Origin of the sequence: Leifsonia shinshuensis, from assembly GCF_031456835.1 — a bacterium.
GTDB lineage: Bacteria > Actinomycetota > Actinomycetes > Actinomycetales > Microbacteriaceae > Leifsonia > Leifsonia shinshuensis_C.
In genome coordinates, this window is the sequence record NZ_JAVDVK010000001.1 from 1,854,385 (window position 1) to 1,880,284 (window position 25,900).

The following is a 25,900-nucleotide window of genomic DNA, read 5'->3' on the forward strand; positions in this document are numbered from 1 at the left end:
CTTCTCCTTATATGGACTGCACGGTGACAGTTGTCGCTTTTTCCCCAGCAGCCACCCGCCCGCTTCGCACGCATTCGGCTCGCGGATGAGAAGGCACTGGGGGAATCGGCCGACAGGCGTTGTCCGCCGGCCGATATGCCGTGGGGGCGGGGGTTCCGTGCGGTCTCCCTGCCCATCGGATGAGTACGTGCCAGCCCGCTCGACCTGCGCCCGGAAGTGGGCACGAGACAAGCGCGCGACAGAGCGCACACCCGATAAATACTATCCGGTGGCCTCCTGGCGGTCAAATGGCGGAGGGCCGCCGACGCCCCTGTCCGCGCACGGCGAAACCCCGCGTCAGCCCTGCGTCGTGCCGTCGTCGAGCACCGGCGTGAAGACCGCGCCGTCGGGCCCGAACGTGACGACCCCGGAGTACTGGAAGGCGAACGGCTCGGTGGACACCTCGCCGGTGGCGCCGTCCGAGGGACGGGTCGCGGTGCCGCTGGCCTCGAGCCTCCCGTCGTCGCCCAGGACCAGCCAGCCGCCGTGCGCCCACGCCGGGTCCACGCTGACGACGGGCCGCGCATCCAGAGTCTAGTGCACGTCGCCGACGACCGCGCCGTCGTCCGTGGCCGCGTCGACGACGAACGGGCATCCGGCGGGCGCCGTCGAGGTCGAGGCCAGGCAGGCGTCGAGCCACGCCTCCACCGCCGCGCGCGCCGCGGTGTCGCCGTCGGACGAGAGCTGCGCCGAGAAGGTCACCGTGTGCGTCCGGCCGGCCGGCGTGGAGGCGACATCCGCATCCCAGATGCGGTACTCGCTGCTGGGCGACGAGAAGGCCACCGGATAGCTGCCGGGGAGCGCGCGGAGCGTCACGGCGGCGCCCGGGGTCTGCTCCTTCGGCCGGATGCCGGCGATCGAGTAGGTCAGGCCGTCCGGCGCGTGGACCGCGAACGACACGGTGTCGGCGGCGACCGGTCGCATCCGCCAGAGCGGGACGCCGGGCAGGCCGCCCGTGCGCTCGAACGCGAAGGTGCGGTGCTGCGTGCGGTCGCCGAGGGAGACGGTCGCCGCCACCGTCGTCCGGCCCGAGCGGGTCACCGGCCGGGCGATCGTGAAGGAGGTGATCCGGTCGCCGGCCTTCGCGTAGGCGGCGTCGGTCAGCAGGATGTCGGCTGCGGAGTGACGGATGCCCGCGATGCGCATGGCCTGCTCGGCCCTGCCGTGCTGCAGCGCGGTCAGGTAGCGGGCGACCAGGGCCCGGGGCTGGTCCTGCGCCATCCCGATGGTCGCGACGGACATCACTGCGCCCGCGACCGTCGCCAGCACCGCGGCGGCGGCGCCGACCCCCAGCGCGGTGAGGCTCCCCCGGCTCATGGACCCCACAGCGGTCAGCCCTGCCCCGAGTCGTCGCCGAAGGACGGGCGGAACACCGCGCCGTCGCCGGTGAAGGTGACCTCGCCGGCGTACGAGAAGGGGATCTGCTCGGTCGTCACCTGCGCGGTCGCGCCGTCGGCCAGGCGCGTCAGGGTGGCCGTCGCCTGGACAGCTCCTCCGTCGCCGCGGACGGCGAAGCCGCCGTCCGTCCACGCGGTGTCGACCGTCACCTCAGGTCGCGCGTCCAGCGTCCAGCGGAAGTCGCTGGCGCGGACGCCGTTCACCGTCTCGTCCTTGACCAGGAACGGGCAGTTCACGGGAGCCGCGTCCTGGGTGGCGAGGCACGCGTCCAGCCAGGAGTCGACGGCCTTCTGCGCGTCCGCGCTTCCCGCATCGGAGAGCTGGGCCGCGAAGACGGTCGGGGTGACGGTGCTGCCGACCGGGTGGGAGAGCGCGACGCCGCCGCTGACGGTGTAGTCCGCGTCCGGCGACGTGACCGCGACCGGATAGCTGCCCGGCAGAGCGCGCAGGCGCACGTCGGACGCACCGGCGTGCGGCGTGGCGCCGGCCACGGTGAACGTCAGGCCGGTCGGTCCATCGACCCCGACCTCCACGGTGTCGGGCGTCACGGGGGCCAGCCTCCACAGCGGGAGGAAGGGGAGGCCGCCGGCCCGCACGACGCGGAACGTGCGGTGGTAAGGGCGATCGCCCTGCTGCACCGTCGCATCCACCGTCGTGATGCCGCCGCGGGTGGTGGGACGCGCCAGAGTGAAGGAGGTGATGCGGTCGGTGGCGCGGCGGTACGCGGCGTCGGTGAGCAGGATGTCGCCGGACTTCGCGGTGATGCCGCCGAGCGCCATCGCCTCGCGAGCACGACCGTGCTCGAGCGCGGTCAGGTAGCGGGCCACCACGCTGCGCGGCATGTCCTGGGCCGCGGCGATCGTCGACGCCGAAAAGAACGCGCCGACCGCGGTGCACAGCACCGCCAGGGCGGCGAGCGCCCACCAGTACCAGCGCACCCGGATCCGACTCGCCGGTGCCTCGACGGACTGCTCGCTCACGGTTCCCCCTTCGACCAGGAGCCAGCCTAGGGGCCGCGCACAGCAGAGCGCGGGCACCCGTTCGGGGTACCCGCGCTCGAGACGGTCGCCGGAGCGGTCAGCCGCCGATGCCCTTGGCGAGCTCGCTGTCGACGTTCTGCAGAGCGTCCGCCGCCTTGGTGAGGAACTGCGACATCCCGTCGAGGCCGTTCACCGCGTCGGTGGTGCCCTTGGTGAACTGCTCGTAGGAGCTGTGGAAGGCGCCCGACGCCTGGTCGGTGACGAAGCCGCCGTTGACGAGCCCGTTCACCAGGTTCTGGAGCTCGTGCAGCTTCGCGGTGATGTCGTCCTTGCCCGCGATCAGGCGGTTGGCGGCATCGGTCATCTCGCCGTACGTGACGTTCATGTTGGCCATGACGGTCCTTATCCCTTCGTGTTCGAAAGAGGCCGTGCCCCCGGGGCCGACCAGCTACGTCCACCTAACCAGGCGGGCCGGATGGACGGAATGGGGAGCACTCCCCATGCACGCGGGTTCTGCGCCGCCGGGCCAGCGGGATAGCCTGGCAGCCATGCCGTCGTACAGCCCGATGAAGCCGAACGCGAACTCCGCGGCCGCCCGCGCCCGGCTCCCCCGCTCGGACCGGGCGGCGACGCCGCCGTCGGCCGCCGAGCGGGCGTTGCGTCCGGTCGGCTACCTGCTGGTCGCCCTGGTGTGGACGGTGCTCGGCGCGATCGTCCTGCTCCTCCCCGCCGCGCTGCCCTTCGCACTGTGGAGCACGAACCCGGACTTCAGCACGGAGGAGTTCCTGACCGGCGGCGATGTCGTCCCGACCGTCCTGTTCCTCGTGTTCGCCGCCGTGGTGCTGGTTCCGCTGCTCGGCTACGCGTACGTCGCCCTGCCGCTCGCCGCCGTGCCGCTCGCCGTGCTGGCCTGGACCTACGTCGGCCGGAGCCTGCTCCCGCGCTACGCGGGCGAGCGGCTGTCGAGCACAGGATGGTCGCGCAACGTCATCGGACCGCCGACGCTCGGACCCACGGCGCTGTCGCTGCTGCCGGTGCACCTCACCCCGTGGACCCGGTTCTGGACCGAGCTGATGCTGCTCGGCTGGCGGCCGGGCCGACGCATCCTGTACGCGGGCATCCCGTACGGGCTCGCCTCGTTCCTGGCACCCGGCTGGCTGTTCTGGCCGCTCGGCGTGGTGGGCGTCGCCGTGTGGGCGATCGTGACGGGCGCGCTGGTGGCCCTCTCGGTGGCGCTCGTGGTGCGGGCGTACCGCGCGCGGGTCAGCGGGCGGCGGCCGGCGCCCCGAGCGGTGCCCGGGAGCTGATCGAGTCGATCATCGCGTCGAACAGCTCGAGGTAGAGATCGGGAGCCGCCGCCATCGGCGCGTTGACGCGCGCGTGGACGAGCCGCTCCCCTCCCGGCACGGCGAAGCGGTAGTCGGCGACCAGCTCGGGCGCGGACTCCTCCTCGTAGGTGCTCGTCCGCACCGTCGACCGGCGGCGCACGGGGCCGAAGGAGAAGTCGAGCGCCTCGTCGTCCGGGAAGCAGCGCGCGAGGTGCACGGCCGGGTCGGCACCCGGCTCCGGCCGCGTCGGCCACTCCTCCCGCGACAGCACGATGGAGGCCGGGAAGGGCACGCCGGGAAGGATCTCCAGCGAGAGGGCCAGCGCGAAGGCGGTGCTGCCGTTGGCCAGGGCGACCAGCCGCTCCAGCTCGCTCTTCGCGGTGCGCCGCACGCGGGCCAGCCGGTCCGCACGACCGACGCGGTCGGCGACCAGGCGCTGGATGCGGCGGGCCGCCGCCTCGTCGTCGTGCAGCGGGATCATGACCCACGTGCCCGGGAAGACGATGGTGAGCTCGTCGTCGAGCGTGGTCAGGCGCGGATCGGTCATGCGAACTCCCCCAGGGTGACGCGCAGCGAGTCGGCGATGGCCTGGGTGTCCTGGACCATGTCGGCGAAACCGCCGACGAACGCGGAGCGGAACACCAGCTGGACGGCCTGCGCCGAGCCGACCGGGAACAGCGCGAACACGACGCGCTGTTCCAGCAGGGCGTCGCCCGCGTCCTCGTCGGCGATGGCCGTCAGGTGGGTGAAGCCGACCAGCTCGCCCGTCGGATGCGGGGTGCGCCAGGAGCGGTAGCCGACGATCTCGTAACCCGGTTCGCGGTGGCCGCCCTCCGCATCCACCGCCGCCAGGTAGCTCTCGGGCGAGTCGTCGACCTCGAGCTCCAGGAGCTCCCAGGTCTGGAACGCGGTGAGGACACCCGCCGCGGGGACAGGGACGTAGACCCGGGCGCGCGTGGCGCCGGTCGGGTCCTCCGCGTGCAGCAGCTGCTGGAGCGCCCGCAGGCGCTCGGCGAGCTCACCGGCGAGGGCGCCGGCGTCGAGGGAGGCGGTCAGCCGCTCCGGCCAGTCCTCGCTGCCGTGCTCGCTCAGCAGCTCGACGTCGTACCAGCCCTCCGGCGCGTCGAACGCGATGTCGACGATGTCCTGCGAACGCAGCGTCATCTCCGGTCCCCTCCTCAGCCGTTGTGACTCTTGTAGGTGGGAGCGTACGTGTCGGCTTTGCCGAGCACGAACTTCTGCAGGTCGGCGCTCGGCAACTGCGGCAGGTCGGTGTGGTTGCGGCCGCCGTCGAGCTTGTTGACGACCAGGTCGACCTTGCCCGGCAGGTTCACCAGCTCGACGCCCTTGTTGTAGAGCGCGGAGCCCTGGTGGTAGGCCGCGACCACGGTCAGCGGGTTGAGCTCCCGCGCCTTCACGTCGTGCGTGACGGCGCGGACCACGTTCTGGTCGACGCCCAGGAGGGCGCGCATCGCCTTGGCCCGGTCGGCGCCGTTCGCGACCAGGGCCTGGTACGCCTCGCGCTGCGCCGCCGCCGAGTCGCCGGCCGCCTTCCAGATGTTGAGATCCTTCGCCGGGTTCTCGAAGAGCTTCTTGGTCGCCGACTTCATCAGGCGCTTGCCGATCTGGGCCTTCAGCATGGCGTTCGGGCTGGTGTGCACGCCCCCGACCGTCCGGGGGACGCGGGCCAGCGCCTTGATCCGCGCCGCCTTGCCCAGGAAGCTGAAGATGCGTCCGCCGAAGACACTGAGGACGACGGTCACGGCGGCGCCGAGGATGTCGAGGAAGCTGCCCTCGCCGTTCGCGAACTTCACCACCGCATCCACCAGCTTGATGATGGAGGCGACGAGCGCGATCACCGCGAGCACCTGGCCGAGGATGGGGACCCAGGCGAAGAAGATCGCCAGGATTCCGGCGATGTCCCCGATGGTCTCGATGACATCCATCACCTTGTCCCAGAAGCCGGGGTTCTTGAGGCCGTGGTTGTGGTGGTCGACGACGTCGACGATCGCGTCGACCGCCTTCTCGGCGGCCCGGTTCTTGCGGTCGCGGGCGTCGTACCAGGCCTGGTGCGCCGCCTGGAGCGCGGCGTTCGCGGCGCGCGCTGCGTCGTCCGCCTGGTCCGCCGCCTTGCCGGCTGTGGAGGCGTCCTCGGGCTTCGCCTTCTCTGCCGTGGTGTGCGCCGTCGTGGCCGCCTTGTGCGCAGCGTCCGCGTCGCCCTGCTTCTGCTGGATGAGCGTGATCGCCTTCTCGGCGTCGTCCTGCGCGCCACGGAGCTCGCCGGCGTAGGTGAGGAGCGCGCTGGCGGTCTTGGAGTAGCGGTCCTTGGCCTTGTCGATGTCGTCGGCGGTGTCGCGCGACATCTCCTGCAGCTTGGACACGGCCTGGGACTTGTAGCCGTCGAGGTCGTGGATCTTCTTGAGCTCCTTCACGGAGCGCTGGATCGCCTCGCCGATCGACTGGTAGTGCCGGGCCTTCGCCTCAAGGACGTCCGGATCCCCGGTCAGCGGCTGGAACTCCCGGTCGCTCACTTCTTCGCTCCGCTCTTGGTGTCGTCGAGGGCCTTGGCGAGGTCGCCGTCCACCTTGGTGAAGTTGTCGGCGACCGCGGCGATGACCTGCTGCACGTTCTTCACGTTCTCGGTCATGTCCTTGCGCTTCTCGTTCCACTTGTGGGCGAAGTCGCGGACGTGGCTGTGCAGGTCGTCGTGTCCCGTCGCGTCGGCGACCGAGTCGCTGAAGTCGTCGGCGTTCTGGAACTCGCGCACCACGGCGTCGAGGTCGTCGCGCAGTTGCACCAGCTCGTCCAGCTTGAGTACGAGATCGGACACTGTTCCTCCCCTGTCGGTCCACGGCGCCGGGTCCTCCGGTCATCCTGCCTTCAGCAACGTACCGGTGGTCCAGCGGGGAGGCGATGGGGAGCGGTCCCCATCCGCCCGCGCGAGGGGACTGGGTATGGTGCAGAGGTGCGACTGAAACTGACTCTCGCCCGGCCCTCCGGGAGCAGCGACGACATCGTCGTCACGGCGGACGCGGCCGCCAGCATCTCGGAGGTCGCGGCGACGATCGCGCGGATCGATCCGCGGCGCACCGGCCCGGTCGCCGCACCGGGTGCGCTCACGCTGCGCGCCCAGCTGCCCGGGCAGGCGGACCCGCTGGTGCTGCCGCCGGACGCCCCGGTCGGCGAGGCCTGGATCGGCAGCGGCGCGACGGTCGCGCTGGCCGACGCCGGACTGCACTACGCAGCTCCCGAGCTCGGCGACGTGCCCGTGGTCGCGACCCTGCGCATCCTGAGCGGGCCGCAGGCGGGCGCCTCGTTCCCGCTGCGCGCGGGCACCACCGTGCTCGGCCGCGACGCGTCGTGCGACATCGTGCTGGAGGACCCGCTGGTCTCGAAGCGGCACGTCCGCTTCGAGGCCGGCGACGGCGTCGAGGTCGTCGACCTCGGCTCGGCGAACGGCGTGGTGGTGGATGGCGGCCTCGTCACCCGCTTCACGGTCCGCCGCACCGAGACCCTCCTGATCGGCGACACCGAGGTGGAGCTGGACGTGAAGGCGGCGTCGGAACTCCCGGCGGCGACGCCGACCGCGGGCCCGGTGTTCTTCAACCGGTCGCCGCGGGTGGAGCGCCGCTACGCCGGGCAGGTCTTCCAGGCGCCGGAGGTCCCGGGCGAGAAGGACGACCCGCCGTTCCCCCTCCTCGCGATGATCACGCCGCTGCTGCTGGGCGGCGCGATGTTCGCACTGACCCACCAGCCGACGACGTTGCTGTTCGTGCTGCTGTCGCCGGTGATGCTCGTCGGCAACTACATCAGCGGCCGCACCCGCGGCAAGCGGAAGCTGAAGAAACAGATCGCGCTCTTCGAGCAGCGGCTGGAGGCGCTCTCGACCAAGCTGGAGCAGGAGCGCCGCGTGGAGGTCGAGCTCCGCCAGGCCGAGACGCCGACCACCGCCGACGCCCTCTCGGAGGCGGTGCGCCGCGGACCACTGCTGTGGACGCGGCGCCCCGAGCACTGGTCGTTCCTCAACCTGCAGCTGGGCCGCGGTTCGATGCGGTCGCGCAACAGCGTCCAGGCCGTCGACCGGGCGGAGCTGATCGCGGAGTTCCAGGAGCGGCTGGACGCGGTCATCGCCGCGAACGAGCGCGTCGACGACGTTCCCGTGCTCGACAACCTGTACGAGTCGGGCGCCCTGGGCATCGCCGGACCCGCCGAGCTGATCGCCGGCTCCGTCAACTCGGTGCTCGTGCAGCTCACCGCCCTGCACTCCCCCGCCGAGCTGGCGGTCGCGGCGCTGGTCTCCCCGCGCTGGTCGCGCGAACTCGGCTGGCTGAAGTGGATGCCGCACACGTCCTCCCCGCACAGCCCGCTGCCCGGCGCCCACCTCGCCGACAGCGCGTCAAGTGCGGCGGGCGTGCTGAGCGCGCTCGAGGGACTCGTGGAGGAGCGGCTGGCGGCCGCCCGCAGCGGCCCGCAGCGCCGTGGAGCCATGGAGCAGGAGCGCGCCGCGCTGGAACGCGGCGCCGACGTCGGGCGATCGCAGACCGCCGAGGGCACGCCGTCCCCGGTTCCGGCGGTCGTCGTCGTCATCTCCGACGACGTCGCCGTCGACCGCGCGCGCCTGGTGCAGCTGGCCGAGTCGGCGGCGGACGCAGGCGTCTTCCCGATCTGGGTCTCCGACGACGTGCATGCGCTCCCCGCCGTCTGCCGCACGTACCTCCAGCACACCGACCAGCCGCACCGCGCCCGCGCCGGGTTCGTCCGGCTCGGCGAGACGGTGGACGACGTCGTCACCGAGCCGGTCAGCGCCGCCACAGCCCTCGACTACGCCAAGCGGATGGCGCCCGTGATCGACGCCGGGGCGCTGGTCGCCGACGCGAGCGACCTGCCGCGCTCGATCTCCCTCGTCACCCTGCTCGGCCACGAGCTGGCCGAGTCGTCGAACGCGGTGGTCGACCGCTGGCGGCAGAACGCCTCCATCCACGACCGCAGCTCGGGGGCCCGACCCGTGCGCCGCCGTCCCGGCACGCTGCGCGCGACCATCGGCTCCGCCGGTGTCGACGCCATGCACCTCGACCTCCGCACCCAGGGGCCGCACGCCCTCGTCGGCGGGACCACCGGCGCCGGGAAGAGCGAGTTCCTGCAGGCGTGGGTGCTCGGGATGGCCGCCGAGTACAGCCCGGATCGGGTCACCTTCCTGTTCGTGGACTACAAGGGCGGGTCCGCCTTCGCCGACTGCGTCAGCCTCCCGCACTGCGTCGGCCTGGTCACCGACCTCAGTCCGCACCTGGTGCGGCGGGCGCTGACCAGCCTGCGCGCCGAACTGCACCACCGCGAGCACCTGCTCAACCGCAAGAAGGCGAAGGACCTGCTCGAGCTGGAGAAGCGCGGCGACCCGGACAGCCCGCCCGCCCTGGTGCTCGTGATCGACGAGTTCGCGGCGCTGGTGGGAGAGGTCCCGGAGTTCGTGGACGGCGTGGTCGACATCGCGCAGCGCGGACGCTCGCTCGGCATCCACCTGATCATGGCGACGCAGCGGCCGGCCGGCGTCATCAAGGACAACCTGCGCGCCAACACCAACCTGCGCATCGCCCTGCGGATGGCGGACGAGTCCGACAGCCAGGACGTCGTCGGTGTGGCCGACGCCGCCCACTTCGACCCGGGCATCCCCGGCCGCGGCATGGCGAAGACCGGCCCAGGGCGGCTGGTCCGCTTCCAGTCGGCGTACGCGGGCGGCTGGACCACCCGCGAGCCGGAGCGGGCGGGCGTGGAGGTCGCCGAGCTGCGGTTCGGCGGCGAGGTGCGCTGGGAGGAGGAGCGCCCGGCGGAGGAGCCGGAGCGCGACCTCGGTCCGACCGACCAGCAACGGCTGGTGGCGTCGATCGTCCGCGCTCAGGCCGCTGCGCACATCCCGGCCCCGCGCCGCCCGTGGCTCGACGAGCTGGCCGCCGCCTACGACCTGGGGCTGCTGCGGCAGCGGACGGACGCGGAGCTGCTGCTCGGCGTCGCCGACATCCCGGACCGGCAGGAGCAGCGGCCCGTGTACTTCCAGCCCGACCTCGACGGCAACATCGCCGTCTACGGAACCGGCGGGTCGGGCAAGTCGACGGTGCTGCGCACCCTGGCATCGGCGGCGGCGATCACCCCGCGCGGCGGTCCGGTGCACGTCTACGGCCTCGACTTCGGGGCCGGCAGCCTGCGGATGCTCGAGAAGCTGCCGCACGTCGGCTCCATCATCCCGGGCGACGACCCCGAGCGGATCATCCGCCTGTTCCGGATGCTGAAGGAGACCCTCGAGGACCGCGGCCCGCGCTTCGCCGAGGCCAACGCCTCCAACATCACCGAGTACCGGTCGCTGACCGGGCGGCTGGACGAGCCGCGCATCCTGCTGCTCGTGGACGGCTTCCCCGGCTTCCGGGAGGACTTCGAGATCCCGGCCGGCCGCTCGCAGTGGTACGACGTGTTCCGCGACATCCTGGCCGACGGCCGGCGACTCGGCATGCACGTCGCCCTCACCGGCGACCGCGCGGGCGCCGTGCCGACCGCCATCGGGTCCCTGGTCCAGCGGCGCGTGGTGCTGCGGCTGGCCGACGACGGCTACGGGATGCTCGACGTGCCCGGCGACATCCTCTCGCCCGCCTCCCCTCCCGGACGGGCGATCGTCGACGGCTACGAGACGCAGGTCGCCGTGCTCGGCGGCTCGCGCGCGGTCGCGGACCAGTCGGAGGCGGTGCGCCGGCTGGCCGAGGCGATGGAGCGGGCCGGCATCGCGCCCGCACCCGCCGTCGGCTCGATGCCGACCGAGCTGCTGCCCGCGACCCTGCCCGACAGCACGAACGGCCTCCCCGTGCTCGGCATCGGCGACCTCGACCTCGGGCCGCTCGGCTTCGAGCCGTCCGGGACGCTGCTGCTCGCGGGGCCGCCCGCCAGCGGTCGCACCACGGCCCTCGCCGCCATCGTGGACGCCGTCGCCCGGTTCGACGCCGAGACGCGGCTCTACTACGTCGGAAGCGCGCGCTCGCCGCTCGCCGGCTCGGGGATGTGGACGGACCGCGCGCTCACCCCGTCCGACGCGGCGGAGCTCGCCAAGGACCTCGCCGTCGCCGTCGCGGACCCGGACACCGAGGGACGGATCGCCGTCTTCGTCGAGAGCATCGGCGACTTCCTGCAGACGCCCGCCGACTCGGCCATCGTCGAGCTGGTGCGTGCCGTGCGGCGCAGCGACCACCTGCTCGTGGCGGAAGCGGAGACCAGCGCGTGGGGAAGCTCCTGGCCGCTGCTCGGTGAGGTGAAGAACGGCCGCCGCGGCCTGCTGCTGCAGCCGGACTCGATCGAGGGCGACCTCCTGCTGAAGACGCCGCTGCCGCGGCTGAACCGGTCGGAGTTCCCTCCGGGCCGCGGGGTGCTCATCCAGAAGGGCGGTTTCACGCGCGTGCAGGTGCCGCTGGTGGATGCGTCGCTTCCGGCTCGCGTGCGGGTCTGACGGACTCTGCGCGCCGGCTATTCGTCCTCGTCGCGCTCCCACGGCCAGCGGGGGCGGCCGCGCTGGCGGAAGCGGCCCACCAGCACCAGCTGGTAGAGCAGCGTCACGGCGAACGCCGCGACGCCGGCCGTGATCGACGGCCACCGGACCAGCTGTGAGAGGGCGAACAGGAAGTAGTGCAGCGGGTCGCCGGGGTCGCCGAAGGCGCCGGCGATCCCGCCTGCGGCGATGAACACGGCGTAGCAGGCGACGCCGACGCCGAAGGCGACGCCCGGGGACACGCGCTGCTGGTCGGCAGGGACGCGGGTACCGAGCACGATGAGGAACACGAGCAGCATGACGGCCGCCGCGATCACCATGGTGGGGCCGACCAGCGGTCCCACCTGCGGATCGCCGATGACATCCGTGTCCGTGGCGAGCGAGATCAGCCCGAACGCCGCGACGAGCAGCGCGAGGTAGAGCCCCGCCGCGAAGAACGCGACGACGGTGGCGTAGGCCCGGTCGTCACGCATCCGTCACCTCCGGATCAGTACCCCTGAGACGCGTAGGCCGCGGCGGCCTGGTTCTGGGTGTCGGCCACCTGCTGCTCGTAGTCGGCCTGCGCCTCCGCGTTCCGTGCCTTCAGCTTGCGGCCGCGCCCGGCCAGCCAGGCGCCCGTCCAGATGGAGATCTCGCGGGCGATCACACCGGCGAGCACGGCGAACGGGTTGACCCAGGCGCTGCGCATCAGGATGGCGAACTCGTTGGAGGTGCGCGTCCAGTACTGCGCGTCGACGAGCCCGGCCCCGATGTAGACGAGGTAGACGAAGACGGCGACGAACAGGCCGCCCAGGATGTAGGCCCACCAGCGCGCGCGGTTCAGGATCTGGATGAGCACGACCATCCCGATGAAGAACGCCACGACCGGAGCCCACCCGCGGAGGCCGCCGGTGAAGAACTGGACCAGCGCGGGGACGAACTCGTCGCTCGGGGTGAGCAGCGAGCCGACGATGAGCACGGCCGCGGCCCACAGGACGGCGAACGCGACGGTGCCGACGAGGGCGATCAGGATGCCGACGCCGCGGTTGCTCTTCTTCTTCGGCGGCTCGGGACGCTGCAGGTAGATCGGGGCGACCGGCTGCGGGGCCGCGGGGGCGGCGGTCGTGGCGGCCGTTCCGGCGGCGGCGGTCGCGACTCCGGCGGTCTCGCCGCCCGAGGCGGCGGGGTACGCCGTGGTCGGGGCGTCCTGCGCCTGGCGGAGGTTGGCCGCCTCGGCGGCGACGATCACCGGGGTGGCCGACTCGGTCGGCGACGCGGTGTCGACGGTCGCGTCGCCCCCGGCGGTGGCGCCGGCGGCGCCCGGCTGGGCGCTGTTGCGTGCGACGGCGGCGGCGACGTCGTCGTCGGTGGAGACGACGGGCTCCGGCTCGGAGATCGCCGCGGGGCGCGCGGGCTCGGCGGCGGGCGCCGGAACGGCGGCTGCCGGGACGGCGGCGGGGGCGCCCGCGTTCGCGGCCGTCTCCTCCTCCGCCGGGCGGTTGAGGTGGCCGCGTGCGGACACGGGGCTCGACGGGGGCTCCACGACCTGCGCACCCGTGTCGGTGCTGGGCTCCGCGGCGGCCGACTCGGCCGGGGCGGTCGCGGGGGCGACCCGCTCGGCGTCGGGCGCGGGCTCGTAGGTCTCGCGCTTGGGCGCGGTCTCCGGCGTGTCGCTCATCCTGGCTCCTCCATCGGCCCGACGGGCCCGTTGCGCCCACTGTAGCAACGGGGCGGCGGGAGTCCAGGGAGGCGGGACCGGAGGCCCGAGTTACTTGTTCGCCGGGGCCGTGATCGCAGTGCTGCCGCTCCCCTTGGGAAGAACTGTGTAGATATACCCGTTGACTTTCGCCTCCACAGCGGCGGCGTTGTCGGAAGGAAGCAGGCTAGCGCCTGTCACCAGGAAGAGCCGGCTGCCGGTCTGCACCGACTTCAGGAAAGCCCGAACCGCGGTCCACGACCCCTTCACCGTCACCACGGCGGGAGTCGCGACCAGCAGAGGAGCGTTCGCGGCGGCCGTCCCGCCCGGAGCCGCGGGCGCGGGTGAAGCGGTCGGCGAAGCGGTCGGCGCTGGAGTGGCCGTCGACGTGGAGGGGCCGCTCGCGTCCGGCGTGGAGGCACCGTTGGCGGGGCCCGGGTCGGGGATCGTGTCGGAGAAGGTGATCGAGGTGATCGTCACCGAATCGGCAGCGGCCGCCGCCGAGAGATCCTTCATGAACGAGGGGTAGTCCGCCGTGTCCGTGGGGACCGAGCGACGCAGGGACGCCAATTCCTTGTCGATGGTGGGCATGTCCGCATAATCCTGCTTGAGTTTCGCCAGCTTGGCCAGGTTGACTGCGTTCGCCTGGTCGACCGTGAATCTCTCCGCCGCCGCATCCGAGGCAGCGGAGATCTGGGGCTGAATGGCCAGAAACCAGCCGCCGACGAGGATGGCTGCCGCGAGGACGATAGCGCCGATAGTCCAGAGTCGCGTCGCGTTCATGTCATTTGCCCTTCTCGGCGAACCGGCCATCGAACGCGGCGGAGTTCAGGTGGAGTGTCACATTGGACAGGTACAAGCCGGTCGTGTCGTCCCGGCTTGTGGTGCCGGGGATCGCGTCGCTGTAGCCGGGAAGAGCGGACAGCGCCGTCACCCAGTCAGCGAGATCCGGGATCTCTGCGCTCACGGCCTGCAGGTCCACCGTTGCGACGCGCAGGCCCTGCAGCGGTGAAGAAGGCTGCTCGAAGACCTCGAATGGCGAGGCCGACTTGATATTGAATCCGGCGACCAGGACACCCGCGGGAAGCGCGGCCTGGATGCGATCGATGTACGAGCTCCAATCGATCTCCGTCGATGCGCCTCTTGTCTGCGCGGCCTTGAGCAGCGCGACCTGGCGTTGAGCATCCTGCGCCTTGATGAATTGCTTCTGCTGGCTGAGGATCGTGGCGGTCTGCTGCTGCGCATCGACGACGCTCGACTTCATCGACTCGGCCAACGCCGTCGCACCCACCGATCCGAGGATCACCAGCACCAGGGCGCCGGCCACGACGTAGACGAGGAGGTGGCGAACGCCTCTGGCCTTCCGCTGAGCCTTGATCTCGGGCGGGAGAAGGTCCACACGGGGCGCCGTCAGCACCAGAATGGGCGCGGTGGGCGGTTTGCTCGGAGGACCCGAACTCTTGCGTTTAGTCCGCCCCTTCATCTCTTCCGCGCCTGAGCTCGCTGCGATGCTCATGCTGCACTCCCTAGAACGAGCCCGAGGGCGATGGTCAGTTGGGAACGTTCGGCCGCCAGCTTGGCGGCGGACAGCTTGCGGGTGAGTGTGAACCGGCCCAGCGGGTCGCCCACGGTCACCTCGAGCCGGGTCATCTCGGCGAGCGCCGCGGCGAAGCCGGGCAGTTGCGCTCCCCCGCCGCTGAGAACCACGCGCCCGATCGGCTGGTCCGGGCGGGTGTTCACGAAGAACGTTACGGTGTTGCGGATGCTCGTGAGGAGTTCGCCCGTCACCCGATAGATGATCTCCACCACTCGCTGCTGGTCGGGCGACTCGACCGTCTTTGCGAGCCCCAGCGTCCGCTTGAGGCTCTCCGCCTCGGGCTCTTCGAGGCTGAGTTCGCTGCCGAGCGCGCGGGTGAGATCGTCGCCGCCGGCTGGAATGATGCGAACGAACTGAGGGATGCCGCCCCTCTCGATAACGACCGTGGTTGCCGTCGCACCCACCTCGATGACGACGTTGGCGGCGCCTCCGGAGTCTGCGGGAGCCAGCGCACGGCTCAGGGCGAACGGGATCAGATCCACCTCGGCGGTGTTCAGGCCCGCGCTCTCAACCGCCCGGACAGTGCCGAGCACCGCATCCTTCACGGCCGCGACCAGCAGCCCATTCACCTCGGTGGGGTTCGCCGGATTCGGGCCGATCGGATAGAAGTCGAGCAGCGCCTCCGACACGGGGACGGGAAGCAGGTCCTGCACATGGAACGGCAGTGACTCCCGGATCTGCTCGCGTGGAGCCCCGGTGACGCTGAGGTCGCGGACAAGCACGCGCTGGTTGCCCACGCCGAGGACCACCCTCTTCGAGCTGAAACGTTGTGTGGACCACAGCTGCCGAAGGCAGGCCGCGACCGTATTAGGCTCGACCACCTCGCCCCGGACGACCGCGCCGCGAGGGATCGGGGCAGACGCGTGCCTGATCAGACTGGGATTCGCGCGTCCGGGATTTTCGACCTCGACGACGCGGATCGATGTCGACCCGATATCGATGCCCGTGATTCTCTTGACCATGATGCGTCTCCTGCTTCCGTCAGCGCGGACCGATGAGTGTGAGATAGGCGGAGCCGATCGGTTCGCCGAAGAACAGGCCGAGCCAGGCGCCGAGCAGCATCCATGGCCCGAAAGGGATTCCGTCGCGCCGCCCGAGGCGACGAAGTGCAAGCAGAACGATCGCAACCGCACCGCCGACGAGGAAAGCGGCGAACGCGCCGACCAGAAGAGCGGACCAGCCCTGAAAGCCCAGGAACAGACCGACAAGGCCGGCGAGCTTGACGTCGCCGAACCCCATCCCGCCCGGCTTGGCGAGCGCGACGACCAGGTAGAAGACGAAGAGGCCGGCCGCGCCGACGAGCGCGCGCAGGAGTGCACCGAGGTCGCCCGTCAGTATCGCTCCCGTGCCGAGCAGGACGACGCCGACGGCGATGCCCGGAAGGACGAGCACATCGGGCAGCCGGTGCACGTCGAGATCGATCAGGGCGAGCGCTACCGACAAGCCGGCGAAACACAGGTAGGCGACCAGGATGACGGCAGCGCCAGGCAGCTGAGCCGCGCCCGGACCCGTCGTCCAGCTCCACCACGCGACCACCGCGAAGAAGACGCCCGTCGCCGCCTCGACCACGGGGTAACGCCATGAGATCGCTGAGCGGCAGTCGCGGCACCGGCCGCGGAGCAAGAGCCACGACAGGACCGGGACGTTGTCGCGGGCACGCACCTGGTGGCCGCAGTCCGGGCACGCGCTCGGTGGATGGACGACCGATTTGCCGATCGGGACGCGATACGCGACCACGTTCAGGAACGAACCTATGATCGCGCCGAAGGCGCCCATGGCCGCGATCGCGAAGACGGTGAAGGCAGGAATCGTCATGGGATAGCGGCTCCATTCGCCGCGAACGCGGTCTTGACCTCGACGACGGCGGTGGTGCCGTAGGTCGTCGATACGGGAGAGAGGAACTTGGGAGGCGCGGTGTACTGCAGACGCGCGTCGTAGACATAGTTCTTGGCGTAGCCGGTCGTGATCGTGCCGCCGCTGGACTGGGCGACCGGGCCGCGGAACTTTTGGGCGATCGCACCTTTCACGGTGAGTGTGCCCTTCTTGCCGGCCGTGTAGTTCTGCACCTGGAACGTGTGCGCCACGGAGAGAATGGCCGCGTCGATCTCGAGACCGTTGGTCGAGTTGTCGAGGAGGTTCCCGTAGGCATCCACCGGGTTGTATACCCAGACTGCATTCTGGCCGACCAGCCCGAGCATGTCGGCCTGCGGGTCCACATAAGTGATGTCGTCGACGATGTATACGTAATTGTCTGCGGCCACGGTCGTGGAGGCGTGTACCGTGCCTTTCACGAAGACATCTCCGTTGCGGCAACCGTATGACGGGGCCGAGGTGGAGGACGAGGGTGCCTTCTCGTTCACGGCGGGATAGCCGAGACCATTGCTGGTGCCGGTGCTGCCCGACGCGTTGGAACACGTGAAGTTCGAAGGATAGGTACCGGGCGCCGTGTAGTTCGGGTCACCGGGGACGCTCGGTACCGTCTGCACGAAGATGAGGTTGTTGGCGGGCACAGGAATCGTCTGGCCTCCCGGGCTCCCGAGGGTGCCCGAGCTGGCATACCCGGGCGTCCCGCACTGGGAGCTGACGCTGCCGGTGACGGGGGGATCGCCCTGGACGTTGGTGTACCGGGTCCAGGGACTGCGCACCGTCATCGTCCCGTTGGAGTTGTAAGTGATGGTCGTCGGTCCCGTATAGAGGCAGCCTGGCCGCGGGACCGTCGTCAGGTCGGTGCGCGTCTCCTGCTTCATCTGGGTGTTCGTGGAGGGCATGGCCACGACGGGGCTGTACCGGGGATAGCCGCTGACGGCGAAGGTGCCCGCCGAGCATCCCGAGGGGATGATGTATGCCGGTCCCGAGGTCGGCTTGTACCCCGTCGTCACGATGTTGTTGAACGTGGTGCCGCAGATCTGCAGGGTGTCGTTCGAGTGCACGGGGCCGTTGATCGTGTCCGCAGCGGCGAACTGGATCGTGGTGCAGTTAGGTCGGCTGGCGACCGCCCAGGCGTATGCGGGCGTGCACGCAGTGGAGGAGGTCGCGGGATCCTGGATCTCGTAATCCGTGAAGTACAGGAAGTCGATGAAGCCGGACTGCTTGAGGTCCGCGACGATGGAACGCGTGGTCGTGCCGACCAGCCCGGTGGACCGTAGTCGTAAGGTTCCCGACGTGGAGTACTTGGAGTTGTCGACCTCGTACCGGTAGAAGGCGCGGTTGGCGCTGCCGGGCACGGTCGCCCACGATCCGGTCGTCCCGACACCGAACGCCGGATTGCCGTTGGGCGATGTGAATGTGCTTGTCGCGCTGAACGCAGCGGCCGAGTTGCCGTATTGCTGGTACGTGTTGTCGTTGGCGAGCTTCGCCTGGTAGTCCTCGACGCCGGCGTAGGCAGCCGACATCGCGGCATTCCAGTCCTGGTCGCTGCTGGACTTGCGAAGGCCGCCGAGCGAGGCGGTGAGCGTCACCCCGACGAGCAGGAACAAGGCCGTGCCGATCCCGATCACCGAGGCGAGCGCCATGCCGGCGTCGCGCGGTGCTCCTCCGGCGCTGCGCCCGAGCGCCCTGCTCAGGCGCATCACAGCGTCCTCGCCAGGGGCAGGTTGGGGAGGCCGACCGTGTTCTGCAGGGTCACGTTGGACGAGTTGCCCGCTGCCGTCCCGCTCACGGTGAGAGTGACGCGCACAGCCGCGATGCTCCGCAGATTGTTCGTCGTGTAGCCGCCCGCCGGGATGGCGATCGCTGTCCCGTCCACACCCAGGTAGGTGAACAGAGACGGATTGGAGCCGGTCTGCGTCACCACCGTCCCGCCCAGCGTCCGGACCGAGCTCGGCGAGGTCTGGAAACCCCAGTAGCCGGGGCTGATGGAGTACGCAGCGTACTTCGTCTCGACGACATTCCGCTTGGCGTCCAACGAGAACTGCACTTTGACCGGCTGTTCCAGCGAGGAGGCGAGGTTTACGTAGGCGTACACGGTGACGGATTCAGGAGTGGCGCTGACGAAAGCGGGATCGTTCAGCGCCTGACCGCTGACCGGGTTCTCTGTGGCGGCCCGCAGGATCCGGGAGATCTCGTTCATCACGTTCGAGGCCGACTTGGCGTTGCCGCCGATCTGCTGATTCTGTGTGAATGCCTTCGTCGTCAGCGAGAAGAACCCGGCGACCATGGCGAGGAGCAACCCGAGGATCGCCATCGCCACAAGCATCTCGGCGATCGTGAAGCCGTCGTCGGCCTTCGGGTGGCGTCGGGTGATCATGGTCCGACCGTCCGAGGGTCGAGGGTGATCGCGTTCTGCGGTGGTGTCGCAACACCACGGGTCACGAAGGCGATGGTGGACGTGGGGACGGTGTTCGAAGTGCTGCCGGACGTCGTGCCGGTGTAGAGCGTCCACGTGCCATACGGCAGCGCGATCGTCGCCGAGCCCGCCAGAGGGATCTTGGGGAATGTGTAGACGTCACCGGTCGAGCAGCCCGGATCCCCGGTTCCGGCGATGGGCGCCCGAGAGACGGCGGTGATGAAGGTGTTCGCCGCGAGACCGGACACCGTCACCATGCCCATGTTGATCGGCTGCGTCGGGACGATCTGACCGGGGAGGGCGGCTGCGGTCTTCGCCGGATGGCCGACCGCTCCGTCCGGAGCGGCCGTCGTCCACTGCGCTGGGTCGACGTCGACACAGCTGGGCGCCGAGCCGACCGGCGGCACGTACGCGCCGGCGAGAGTGGCATACCCATCGGTGAACGGGAAGAGCCTGCTGGAGGCGTTCGTGCCGACGGTCTGTACATACGGGCCGCCGATGACGCTCACGAAGGTCAACTTGAGATTCGTCGGCCGGAGGGCGGGGCCGGAGCCGTAGTTGAGAGTGAAGACACCGCTGTTGTCGTAGGTGAACGGCGCCGGCGCGGCTGCGCCTGCGGTCACCTGCACATTCCGGAGCACCGGGGCGGGATTCTGCGCGATGTCCAGATAGTTGGTATTGGACAACGTGACGTCGTAGTTGCCCGGTGTGACCTTCAGCGCGTACGTGCAGCCGTCCGCATCCGTGACGGGCGGCTGGGCCGAAAGCGCGACGGCCCCGGCCGCAGGGCTCGATGGGCTCACGGTCACCGAGACGCCGGGCGTTCCCGCACCCGAGGCGGATCGGACAGAGACGATGATGGTGCCGAGGGTGGGGTCGTTGATGCGGCTGTTCGGGGCGATCAGAGTGTCCGACCGCACCGGCGCGCTGGCCGGCGACATCCCGAGCCACGTGACGCTGATGTTCACCTTCTTGTACTGAAGTGTGCCGCCTCCCGCACCGCAGGCGATGGAGCTGTTGTCCGTGGACACCCAGTCCGTGTTGCGGGCGATCGTGAAGGTGGTGTTGTTGACGACGGTGGTCCAGGAGGTGTCGGTCACCGAGAAGACGTCCTTGACCGACCTGTCCAGGTCGATCTCCTGCGCCGCGAGGTTCGTCGCGATCTCGCGGGCGCGGGTGTCACGTGTCAGCTGGAGGGCGTTGGTCAGCGAGGCGGCGATACCGACGGAGATGAGTCCGAAGATGAACATCGCGACCATCACCTCGATCAGGGTGAGGCCCGAGTCGTCGTCGACAGCGGGGGATCTGCGGAACATCTTCACCTCCTTCGGGTGGAGTGCGAGTCTGATGCGGCATCGGGGCGAGGGAATCGCTGCTCCCCCGCCCCGATGTCGTGTGCTGCGTTATGCGACCGAGGTCAGCATCCCGTCGGCTTGGTATTGGCGGCCGAGACGCCCGAGTTGTCCGTCGTGTAGAACTTGTTGCCGCCCGCGCTCGTTGCAACGAGGCAGTAGGTCGTCGCGGTGGCCGCCGGGGCCGAAGGGCTCCAGGCGACGCTCGAGCCGCTGTAGCCGTACTGACCGAGGGTCGTTGCGTCGATGGTGGCGGGCAGTGCGCTGTTGCTGGTCTGGTACGCGACCACGGCCGTCTTCGCGTTGGTGAGGTCGGACTTCGCAGCGCTGTCCTTGGCGTTGTTCTGGATGCCCAGGTACACCGGGATGGCGATCGCGGCGAGGATGCCGATGATGATGACCACCACGAGGAGCTCGATCAGGGTGAAGCCCTTCTCGCCTTCCTCCAGGAGGCCCTTACGACGGGCGTTCAGTTTGCCCATGAGTCGGAAGTACATTGCAGTGTCCAATCGGTCGGGAGATGTCGTTAGCCGATCGGTACGAGACCCCGTCCGGCGTGTTGATGGTATTTCCGGGGAAATTCCCAGCAGAATCCCGCAAAAGGGGGCAATTGCCGCTAAAATCCGCCCCACTTCGGGTGGTTCCCGTTCAGGTGACAGCCCGGATGTGAACGGTCACTTGACCAGCGTCGCGATCTGGAAAATGGGCATGTAGAGCGCGATCACCATGCCGCCGATGACGACACCGAGGAAGGCGATCATGAGCGGCTCGATCATCGCTGTGAGCTGCTCTGTCGCGGCTTCGACCTCCTGCTCATAGAAGTCGGCGATCTTGCTGAGCATGGTCTCCAGTGCCCCGGAGTCCTCACCGACTGCGACCATCTGCGTCACCATCGCCGGGAACACCGGATGGTCGGCGAGAGGCTTGGCTATCGACTCGCCCTGTCGGACCGACTCCGCAACATCGACCAGTGCGTTCTCGATCACCCAGTTGCCGCTAGTCTCGCCGACGATCCTCAGGGCCTGCAAGATCGGGACGCCCGCGGAGATCATGTTGGCGAAGTTCCGGCTGAACCTGGCGACAGCGATCTTTTTCAGCAGTTTGCCGAATACGGGAATCTTGAGCTTGACCGGGTCCACCCGCCGGCGGACCTCGGGTTTGTGCTTGTTCCGACCCCACCAGACTGCGACGACGATGATGCCGACCAGCAGCACCGGGGCGATCCAAACCATCGCGTGAGACGCGACGACCAGGATCTCCGTGGGCAGCGGGAGCGTGCCGCCCAAACCTTTGAACATGTTCTCGAAGACAGGGACGATGAACAGCAGCATGGCCACAACGGCCACGATCGACATGATGAGCACGATGACCGGGTAGGTGAGCGCGGACGTGATCGTCCCGCGGAGCTTGACCTCCTTCTCGAAGTTCGCCGCCACGGAATCCAAGGCGCTGTCGAGGAAGCCGCCGGTCTCACCGGCCCGGACCATGTTGATCATCAGGGGAGGGAAGATCTCCGCGTGCTTCTTCATCGAGTCGGAGACGGAGACACCGGACTCGACATCTGTGCACACATCGCGCATCGTCGCCGCGAGACGCTTGTTCTCGGTCTGCTCGGCCAGGATGTTCAGCGTCTTCAGCAGCGACAGGCCGGAACCCGTCATCGTGGCCATCTGACGGCTGAGCACCGCTAGGTCCTTCAGCTTCACTCCGCTACCGAATGACAGATTGACGTCGCGGTTGAGCCCCGTCGCGGCGGGAGCCTCGGCGATTTCGATGGGCGAAACGCCCATGGTGCGCAACCGGCTGAGGACAGCCGCCTCCCCGGGAGCGTCCAGCTTGCCTTTGACGAGGCGACCCGTGCCGCTGCGCCCCCGGTATGTGTAGGTGGTGGTCGACGCCATCAGCGGACCCCTGCCGAATAGCTGTCGCCGAAGTCGGGTCCGCTGACCGCCATGGCGCGCGAGGCGGCGTCGCCTGGCGACTCGGCGCGCTGGATCAGGCGCAGGATGCTCTCGAGATCGTGCGCCTTGTCGAGGGCAGCCTGGCGCGTGATCATGCCGCTGTCGACGAGGTCGGCGAGGTGCTGATCCATGGTGTGCATCCCGTCGCCACGGCCTGCCTGCATCGCCGAGGCGATCTGGTAGGTCTTGCCCTCGCGGATGAGGTTCGCGATCGCCGGCGTCATCATCAGCACCTCGGTGGCGACGACTCGGCCGCGGCCCGACGCCCGCTTGACCAGCGTCTGACAGACCACGCCCTGCAGCGTGCCGGCGAGCTGCGCTCGCACCTGCCCCTGCTGGTGGGGGGGGAAGACGTCGATCACACGGTCGATCGTTTGCGGAGCGTCCTGTGTGTGGAGAGTGGCGAACACGAGGTGGCCGGTCTCAGCCGCCGTGAGAGCGACGGAGATGGTCTCAAGATCTCGGAGCTCGCCGATCAGGATGACGTCGGGGTCCTGACGCAGCACGTGCTTGAGGGCGTTATTGAAGCTGTGTGTGTCGTGACCCACCTCGCGCTGGTTCACGATCGACTTCTTGTGGGTGTGCATGAACTCGATGGGATCCTCGACCGTGACGATGTGGTCCGCACGCGTCGAGTTCACGAGGTCGATCAGAGCTGCCAGGGTAGTGGACTTGCCGGAACCGGTGGGACCGGTGACCAAGACGAGCCCGCGCGGCAGCGAGGCGAAGCGTCCGATCTGCTCGGGGACGCCGAGTTCGCGGAGCTGTTTGATCTCCGTCGGGATGAGTCGGAACGCGGCGCCGGTCGACCCGCGCTGCTGATACAGGTTGACGCGGAATCGGGAGTTCGCTGAGATGGTGAAGGCGAAGTCGAGTTCAAGTTCGCGCTTGAACACCTCCTGCTGGCGCTCCGTCAGGAGGCTCATGAGAGCGGCGAGTGTGCGCTCAGTGCCCCACGGGGCGCTTGGCCCCGCCGGTGTGAGAGACCCGTCGATGCGGACCATCGGAGGCGCTCCGACCGTGACGTGGAGGTCCGAGGCGCCTTGGAGAACGACCTGACGGAGGGCGTCGACCAGTTCTGCATCCGCGCGTTCGAGGGCTTCGCGCTCCGCGGGCGTCAGGGTCGAGGTGTCCTCGTCGAACACCTTCGGACGGCTCGCCTCGGCGGCGGGCGCCGTCTGAGCGGCGCGACGCCCGCCGGGTACCAGCCGCGGGGCGGGCGTGGCGGCGTCGAGATCCCAGGTGAGAGCAGGCTGCGGCGCGGTCGGTCCAGTCGCGTACGACACCGGAGGCGCGGTCGGTTCCGGCACGTACGACACCGGAGGCGCGGTCGGCTCCGGCGCGTACGACACCGGAGGTGCCACCGGCTCCGCCGGCACCGCATCCGCCGGCGCACCCCACGTCGGCGGCGCGGCGAGCGGGACGCCCGCGCCCGGCGCCCAGCCTGCGGCGGTCGCCCCGGGCGGCGTGACCGGGATCTCGTACACCGGCTTGTCGACCGGCGGCGGGAAGCCGCCCCAGCTCTCGTCGTTCGTCATGTGCCCTCCTAGGCGACCACTCTCAGGATCTCTTCGACGGAGGTGAGGCCGAGCTTGGCCTTCTCCCAGCCGTCCTCGCGCAGGGTCAGCATCCCCTGCTCGCGTGCGGTTCGGGCGATCTCGGCGCTGGACGCGCGCTCCACGGCGAGACGCTCGATGTCTTCGGTCACGGCCATCACCTCGTGCACGGCGATGCGGCCGCGGTAGCCGGTGTTGGAGCAGGCGGGGCAGCCGACCGGCACGAACAGCTGGGGCGGCGCCGCGTCCACCGGGATCGGGAAGCGGAGGCGGCGGAGGTCGTCGGGCATGTACGCGCCGGGCTGCTTGCAGCGGTCGCAGAGACGGCGGGCGAGACGCTGGGCGACAACGCAGTCGAGGGCGGAGCCGACGAGGAACGGCTCGATGTCCATCTCGGTCAGGCGCGTGACGGCGCTGGGCGCGTCGTTGGTGTGCAGGGTCGAGAGCACGAGGTGGCCGGTCAGCGACGCCTCGATCGCGATCTGAGCGGTCTCGTGGTCGCGGATCTCACCCAGGAGCACGACGTCCGGGTCCGAGCGCAGGATGCTGCGCAGCGCGCTCGCGAAGGTGAGGCCGGCCTTCGGGTTGACCTGCACCTGGTTGATGCCGGGCATGCGGTACTCGACCGGGTCCTCGACCGTGATGACGTTGATCTCCGGTCGCGCCACCGCATTGAGCGTCGTGTACAGCGTCGTGGACTTGCCGGAGCCGGTCGGACCGGTGACCAGGATCATCCCGTACGGCTTCGAGTACGACTCCTTGTACGTCTCGAAGTTGCGCTCGAGCAGGTTGAGGTCGGTCAGCGTCATGCCGGTGTTCGTGTTGTCGAGGATTCGCATGACGACCTTCTCGCCCCACACCGTCGGCAGGGTGGCGACGCGGAGGTCGATCTGACGGCCGCCGTGCACGACCGACATGCGGCCGTCCTGCGGCTTGCGCCGCTCGGCGATGTCGATGTCCGACATGATCTTGAGGCGCGAGATGACGCCGTTCTGGATGCTCTTCGGCGCGGACTGCATGGCGTGCAGCACGCCGTCGATGCGGTAGCGGACGCGCACGTCGTGCTCGGCCGGCTCGATGTGGATGTCGGACGCGTGGTCCTGGATGGCCTGGCTCACCAGCAGGTTCACGAACCGGACGATCGGCGCGTCGTCGTCCGACGACTCGGAGACGGCGGTGTCCTCCTGGGGCGCCGCCTCCTCCTCGAGGCTCGACGTCAGGTCGCTGAGCTCGTCGTCGGCGCGCACGTAGCGGTCGAGGGCGGCCAGCAGGTCGGACTCCTCCGCCACCGCCGGGGCGACGTTGAGGCGCGAGGCCGCGCGCACGTCGTCGATCGCGAAGACATTGCCGGGGTCGGCCATCGCCAGCACGATCATCCCCTCGGCCGTCCCGATCGGGAGCACGCAGTGCCGGCGGCAGATGGAGCCGGGGATGAGCGCGACCGCCGTACGGTCGACCGGGTAGTCGGCCAGCTCGACGAAGGGGATGCCGGCCTGCGCCGCCCGGGCGCGTGCCAGTTGGGCGGGGGTGATGGCGCCGCGCGACATCAGCTCGCGCACGACGGATTCGTCCGCAGCAGGCTCGGTCGCCACGCGGTCGAGGTATTCGATCGGCAGGTGGCCGTGGAGGATGAGGATCTCGGTCATGGACGCCACAGGGACCTCCTACGGAAAGCGGCTGCCGGCTCGGGTCGGGGGATGGCAGACCCGCCGATCGGAGGCGAGACTCTCCGGGTCGGCTGGGCGTAGTCACCCTATTCAGCGGCAGGAACAGGGCAACAGACCCGCGAGAGGGTGCCACACCGGTGGGGGGCACCCTCTCGCGGGGCGTGGAACCATCCTCGATCGGGCGCTGCGGAACGACCAGAGCGTGCGCGCACGGAAATGCCGGTGAAGCGTCAGTGCCGGCTGAGGCTCAGTGCCGGTGACGCGTCAGTGCAGCTTGCCGCGTCGGCTCGCGAGGTACACCAGCACGACGGCGACGACCGCGCATCCCATCGTCGTCAGCCAGTACGGCAGCGTCGTGGCGGCGTTGCCGGATGCGGCCCGCGCGATCCCGACGACGAAGCTGACCACCGCGACCACCAGCAGCACAGCGGCGGCGCCGACCATCCCGCGCCCTACGCCGTCCGTGTACTCGAGAAGCTGCCGCCACATACCCCCATCCTCCCAGGTCCGGAGCCCCGGGGACGACGAAGGCCCCCGGCGTGA

Annotated in this window: 24 protein-coding genes; 2 read left to right on the forward strand and 22 right to left on the reverse strand. The window is 69.9% G+C overall.

What is annotated here, in order from left to right:
* Positions 1-336: 336 nt before the first annotated feature.
* The 4 genes from J2W45_RS09100 to J2W45_RS09115 all read right to left on the reverse strand — a co-directional run bounded on the left by J2W45_RS09100 (position 337) and on the right by J2W45_RS09115 (position 2,811).
* Positions 337-546 (reverse strand): hypothetical protein, encoded by a 210-nt coding sequence (locus J2W45_RS09100; RefSeq protein ID WP_310130971.1) that lies wholly within the window; start codon positions 544-546, stop codon positions 337-339.
* Positions 547-573: 27 nt separating this feature from the next.
* Positions 574-1,356 (reverse strand): hypothetical protein, encoded by a 783-nt coding sequence (locus J2W45_RS09105; RefSeq protein ID WP_310130973.1) that lies wholly within the window; start codon positions 1,354-1,356, stop codon positions 574-576.
* 14 nt (positions 1,357-1,370) lie between these two features.
* Entirely contained in the window at positions 1,371-2,417 is a 1,047-nt protein-coding gene (locus J2W45_RS09110) for a hypothetical protein (protein WP_310130975.1), read from the reverse strand.
* 97 nt (positions 2,418-2,514) lie between these two features.
* A complete protein-coding gene (locus J2W45_RS09115; RefSeq protein ID WP_158865633.1) occupies positions 2,515-2,811 on the reverse strand; it encodes a WXG100 family type VII secretion target in 297 nt (98 codons plus the stop codon).
* Positions 2,812-2,965: 154 nt separating this feature from the next.
* On the opposite strand from J2W45_RS09115, the gene J2W45_RS09120 reads away from it, so the two are divergent.
* Positions 2,966-3,724: a hypothetical protein gene (locus tag J2W45_RS09120; protein WP_310130976.1), complete on the forward strand. Its 759-nt coding sequence runs from the start codon at positions 2,966-2,968 to the stop codon at positions 3,722-3,724.
* Here J2W45_RS09120 and J2W45_RS09125 read toward each other — a convergent pair.
* The 4 genes from J2W45_RS09125 to J2W45_RS09140 are packed head-to-tail and all read right to left on the reverse strand — an operon-like array spanning position 3,681 to position 6,575.
* The gene (locus tag J2W45_RS09125; protein ID WP_310130978.1) at positions 3,681-4,292 is read right to left on the reverse strand and encodes a hypothetical protein; all 612 of its coding nucleotides are present in this window, start codon (positions 4,290-4,292) and stop codon (positions 3,681-3,683) included. The genes J2W45_RS09120 and J2W45_RS09125 overlap by 44 nt on opposite strands.
* A complete protein-coding gene (locus J2W45_RS09130) occupies positions 4,289-4,909 on the reverse strand; it encodes a hypothetical protein (protein WP_310130980.1) in 621 nt (206 codons plus the stop codon). The genes J2W45_RS09125 and J2W45_RS09130 overlap by 4 nt, the downstream gene beginning before the upstream one ends.
* Positions 4,910-4,923: 14 nt before the next feature.
* The gene (locus tag J2W45_RS09135) at positions 4,924-6,276 is read right to left on the reverse strand and encodes a putative T7SS-secreted protein (RefSeq protein ID WP_310130982.1); all 1,353 of its coding nucleotides are present in this window, start codon (positions 6,274-6,276) and stop codon (positions 4,924-4,926) included.
* On the reverse strand, positions 6,273-6,575 hold the full coding sequence (locus J2W45_RS09140) for a hypothetical protein (RefSeq protein WP_310130984.1): 303 nt from the start codon (positions 6,573-6,575) through the stop codon (positions 6,273-6,275). Before J2W45_RS09140 ends, J2W45_RS09135 begins: the two co-directional genes overlap by 4 nt.
* A 135-nt stretch (positions 6,576-6,710) precedes the next feature.
* Between J2W45_RS09140 and J2W45_RS09145 the strand changes: the two genes are divergently transcribed.
* Positions 6,711-11,225 (forward strand): FtsK/SpoIIIE domain-containing protein, encoded by a 4,515-nt coding sequence (locus J2W45_RS09145; protein WP_310130986.1) that lies wholly within the window; start codon positions 6,711-6,713, stop codon positions 11,223-11,225.
* Between the two features lie 17 nt (positions 11,226-11,242).
* On the opposite strand, the gene J2W45_RS09150 is transcribed toward J2W45_RS09145, so the two are convergent.
* The 14 genes from J2W45_RS09150 to J2W45_RS09215 form a co-directional block, all read right to left on the reverse strand.
* Positions 11,243-11,737 carry a DUF6121 family protein gene (locus J2W45_RS09150; RefSeq protein WP_310130988.1) on the reverse strand — a complete coding sequence of 165 codons (495 nt, stop codon included), beginning with the start codon at positions 11,735-11,737 and terminating at the stop codon, positions 11,243-11,245.
* A gap of 14 nt (positions 11,738-11,751) precedes the next feature.
* Entirely contained in the window at positions 11,752-12,921 is a 1,170-nt protein-coding gene (locus J2W45_RS09155; protein WP_310130989.1) for a DMT family transporter, read from the reverse strand.
* 90 nt (positions 12,922-13,011) lie between these two features.
* Entirely contained in the window at positions 13,012-13,722 is a 711-nt protein-coding gene (locus tag J2W45_RS09160) for a hypothetical protein (RefSeq protein ID WP_310130991.1), read from the reverse strand.
* Between the two features lies 1 nt (position 13,723).
* The gene (locus J2W45_RS09165) at positions 13,724-14,455 is read right to left on the reverse strand and encodes a hypothetical protein (RefSeq protein ID WP_310130992.1); all 732 of its coding nucleotides are present in this window, start codon (positions 14,453-14,455) and stop codon (positions 13,724-13,726) included.
* Positions 14,452-15,498 (reverse strand): type IV pilus assembly protein PilM, encoded by a 1,047-nt coding sequence (pilM, locus tag J2W45_RS09170; RefSeq protein ID WP_310130994.1) that lies wholly within the window; start codon positions 15,496-15,498, stop codon positions 14,452-14,454. The genes J2W45_RS09165 and pilM overlap by 4 nt, the downstream gene beginning before the upstream one ends.
* Before the next feature lie 19 nt (positions 15,499-15,517).
* Positions 15,518-16,312, reverse strand: a complete 795-nt coding sequence (locus J2W45_RS09175) for a prepilin peptidase (RefSeq protein WP_310130996.1) — start codon at positions 16,310-16,312, stop codon at positions 15,518-15,520.
* Positions 16,313-16,347: 35 nt separating this feature from the next.
* Positions 16,348-18,105, reverse strand: coding sequence for a hypothetical protein (locus tag J2W45_RS09180; protein WP_310130998.1), 1,758 nt, complete (start codon positions 18,103-18,105; stop codon positions 16,348-16,350).
* Positions 18,105-18,782, reverse strand: a complete 678-nt coding sequence (locus J2W45_RS09185; protein WP_310131000.1) for a PulJ/GspJ family protein — start codon at positions 18,780-18,782, stop codon at positions 18,105-18,107. The genes J2W45_RS09180 and J2W45_RS09185 overlap by 1 nt, the downstream gene beginning before the upstream one ends.
* The gene (locus J2W45_RS09190; RefSeq protein WP_310131003.1) at positions 18,779-20,137 is read right to left on the reverse strand and encodes a prepilin-type N-terminal cleavage/methylation domain-containing protein; all 1,359 of its coding nucleotides are present in this window, start codon (positions 20,135-20,137) and stop codon (positions 18,779-18,781) included. The genes J2W45_RS09185 and J2W45_RS09190 overlap by 4 nt, the downstream gene beginning before the upstream one ends.
* Positions 20,138-20,238: 101 nt before the next feature.
* A complete protein-coding gene (locus J2W45_RS09195; protein WP_310131005.1) occupies positions 20,239-20,670 on the reverse strand; it encodes a type II secretion system protein in 432 nt (143 codons plus the stop codon).
* A 177-nt stretch (positions 20,671-20,847) separates the two neighbouring features.
* Positions 20,848-22,074, reverse strand: coding sequence for a type II secretion system F family protein (locus tag J2W45_RS09200; protein ID WP_310131008.1), 1,227 nt, complete (start codon positions 22,072-22,074; stop codon positions 20,848-20,850).
* Positions 22,074-23,672 carry a PilT/PilU family type 4a pilus ATPase gene (locus tag J2W45_RS09205; protein ID WP_310131012.1) on the reverse strand — a complete coding sequence of 533 codons (1,599 nt, stop codon included), beginning with the start codon at positions 23,670-23,672 and terminating at the stop codon, positions 22,074-22,076. Before J2W45_RS09205 ends, J2W45_RS09200 begins: the two co-directional genes overlap by 1 nt.
* An 8-nt stretch (positions 23,673-23,680) precedes the next feature.
* Positions 23,681-25,345 (reverse strand): GspE/PulE family protein, encoded by a 1,665-nt coding sequence (locus J2W45_RS09210; protein WP_310131015.1) that lies wholly within the window; start codon positions 25,343-25,345, stop codon positions 23,681-23,683.
* 276 nt (positions 25,346-25,621) lie between these two features.
* On the reverse strand, positions 25,622-25,846 hold the full coding sequence (locus tag J2W45_RS09215; protein ID WP_310131017.1) for a hypothetical protein: 225 nt from the start codon (positions 25,844-25,846) through the stop codon (positions 25,622-25,624).
* Positions 25,847-25,900 lie beyond the last annotated feature (54 nt).

Excerpts from the sequence above, each read along its gene's own strand:
- J2W45_RS09125 (WP_310130978.1), bottom strand. The coding sequence starts at position 4,292 with ATGACCGATCCGCGCCTGACCACGCTCGACGACGAGCTCACCATCGTC.
- J2W45_RS09195 (WP_310131005.1), bottom strand. The coding sequence starts at position 20,670 with ATGTACTTCCGACTCATGGGCAAACTGAACGCCCGTCGTAAGGGCCTC.
- J2W45_RS09120 (WP_310130976.1), top strand. The coding sequence starts at position 2,966 with ATGCCGTCGTACAGCCCGATGAAGCCGAACGCGAACTCCGCGGCCGCC.
- J2W45_RS09190 (WP_310131003.1), bottom strand. The coding sequence starts at position 20,137 with ATGTTCCGCAGATCCCCCGCTGTCGACGACGACTCGGGCCTCACCCTG.
- pilM (WP_310130994.1), bottom strand. The coding sequence starts at position 15,498 with ATGGTCAAGAGAATCACGGGCATCGATATCGGGTCGACATCGATCCGC.
- J2W45_RS09160 (WP_310130991.1), bottom strand. The coding sequence starts at position 13,722 with ATGAACGCGACGCGACTCTGGACTATCGGCGCTATCGTCCTCGCGGCA.
- J2W45_RS09150 (WP_310130988.1), bottom strand. The coding sequence starts at position 11,737 with ATGCGTGACGACCGGGCCTACGCCACCGTCGTCGCGTTCTTCGCGGCG.
- J2W45_RS09130 (WP_310130980.1), bottom strand. The coding sequence starts at position 4,909 with ATGACGCTGCGTTCGCAGGACATCGTCGACATCGCGTTCGACGCGCCG.
- J2W45_RS09200 (WP_310131008.1), bottom strand. The coding sequence starts at position 22,074 with ATGGCGTCGACCACCACCTACACATACCGGGGGCGCAGCGGCACGGGT.
- J2W45_RS09165 (WP_310130992.1), bottom strand. The coding sequence starts at position 14,455 with ATGAGCATCGCAGCGAGCTCAGGCGCGGAAGAGATGAAGGGGCGGACT.
- J2W45_RS09185 (WP_310131000.1), bottom strand. The coding sequence starts at position 18,782 with ATGATCACCCGACGCCACCCGAAGGCCGACGACGGCTTCACGATCGCC.
- J2W45_RS09180 (WP_310130998.1), bottom strand. The coding sequence starts at position 18,105 with ATGCGCCTGAGCAGGGCGCTCGGGCGCAGCGCCGGAGGAGCACCGCGC.
- J2W45_RS09115 (WP_158865633.1), bottom strand. The coding sequence starts at position 2,811 with ATGGCCAACATGAACGTCACGTACGGCGAGATGACCGATGCCGCCAAC.
- J2W45_RS09205 (WP_310131012.1), bottom strand. The coding sequence starts at position 23,672 with ATGACGAACGACGAGAGCTGGGGCGGCTTCCCGCCGCCGGTCGACAAG.
- J2W45_RS09215 (WP_310131017.1), bottom strand. The coding sequence starts at position 25,846 with ATGTGGCGGCAGCTTCTCGAGTACACGGACGGCGTAGGGCGCGGGATG.
- J2W45_RS09155 (WP_310130989.1), bottom strand. The coding sequence starts at position 12,921 with ATGAGCGACACGCCGGAGACCGCGCCCAAGCGCGAGACCTACGAGCCC.
- J2W45_RS09175 (WP_310130996.1), bottom strand. The coding sequence starts at position 16,312 with ATGGGCGCCTTCGGCGCGATCATAGGTTCGTTCCTGAACGTGGTCGCG.
- J2W45_RS09105 (WP_310130973.1), bottom strand. The coding sequence starts at position 1,356 with ATGAGCCGGGGGAGCCTCACCGCGCTGGGGGTCGGCGCCGCCGCCGCG.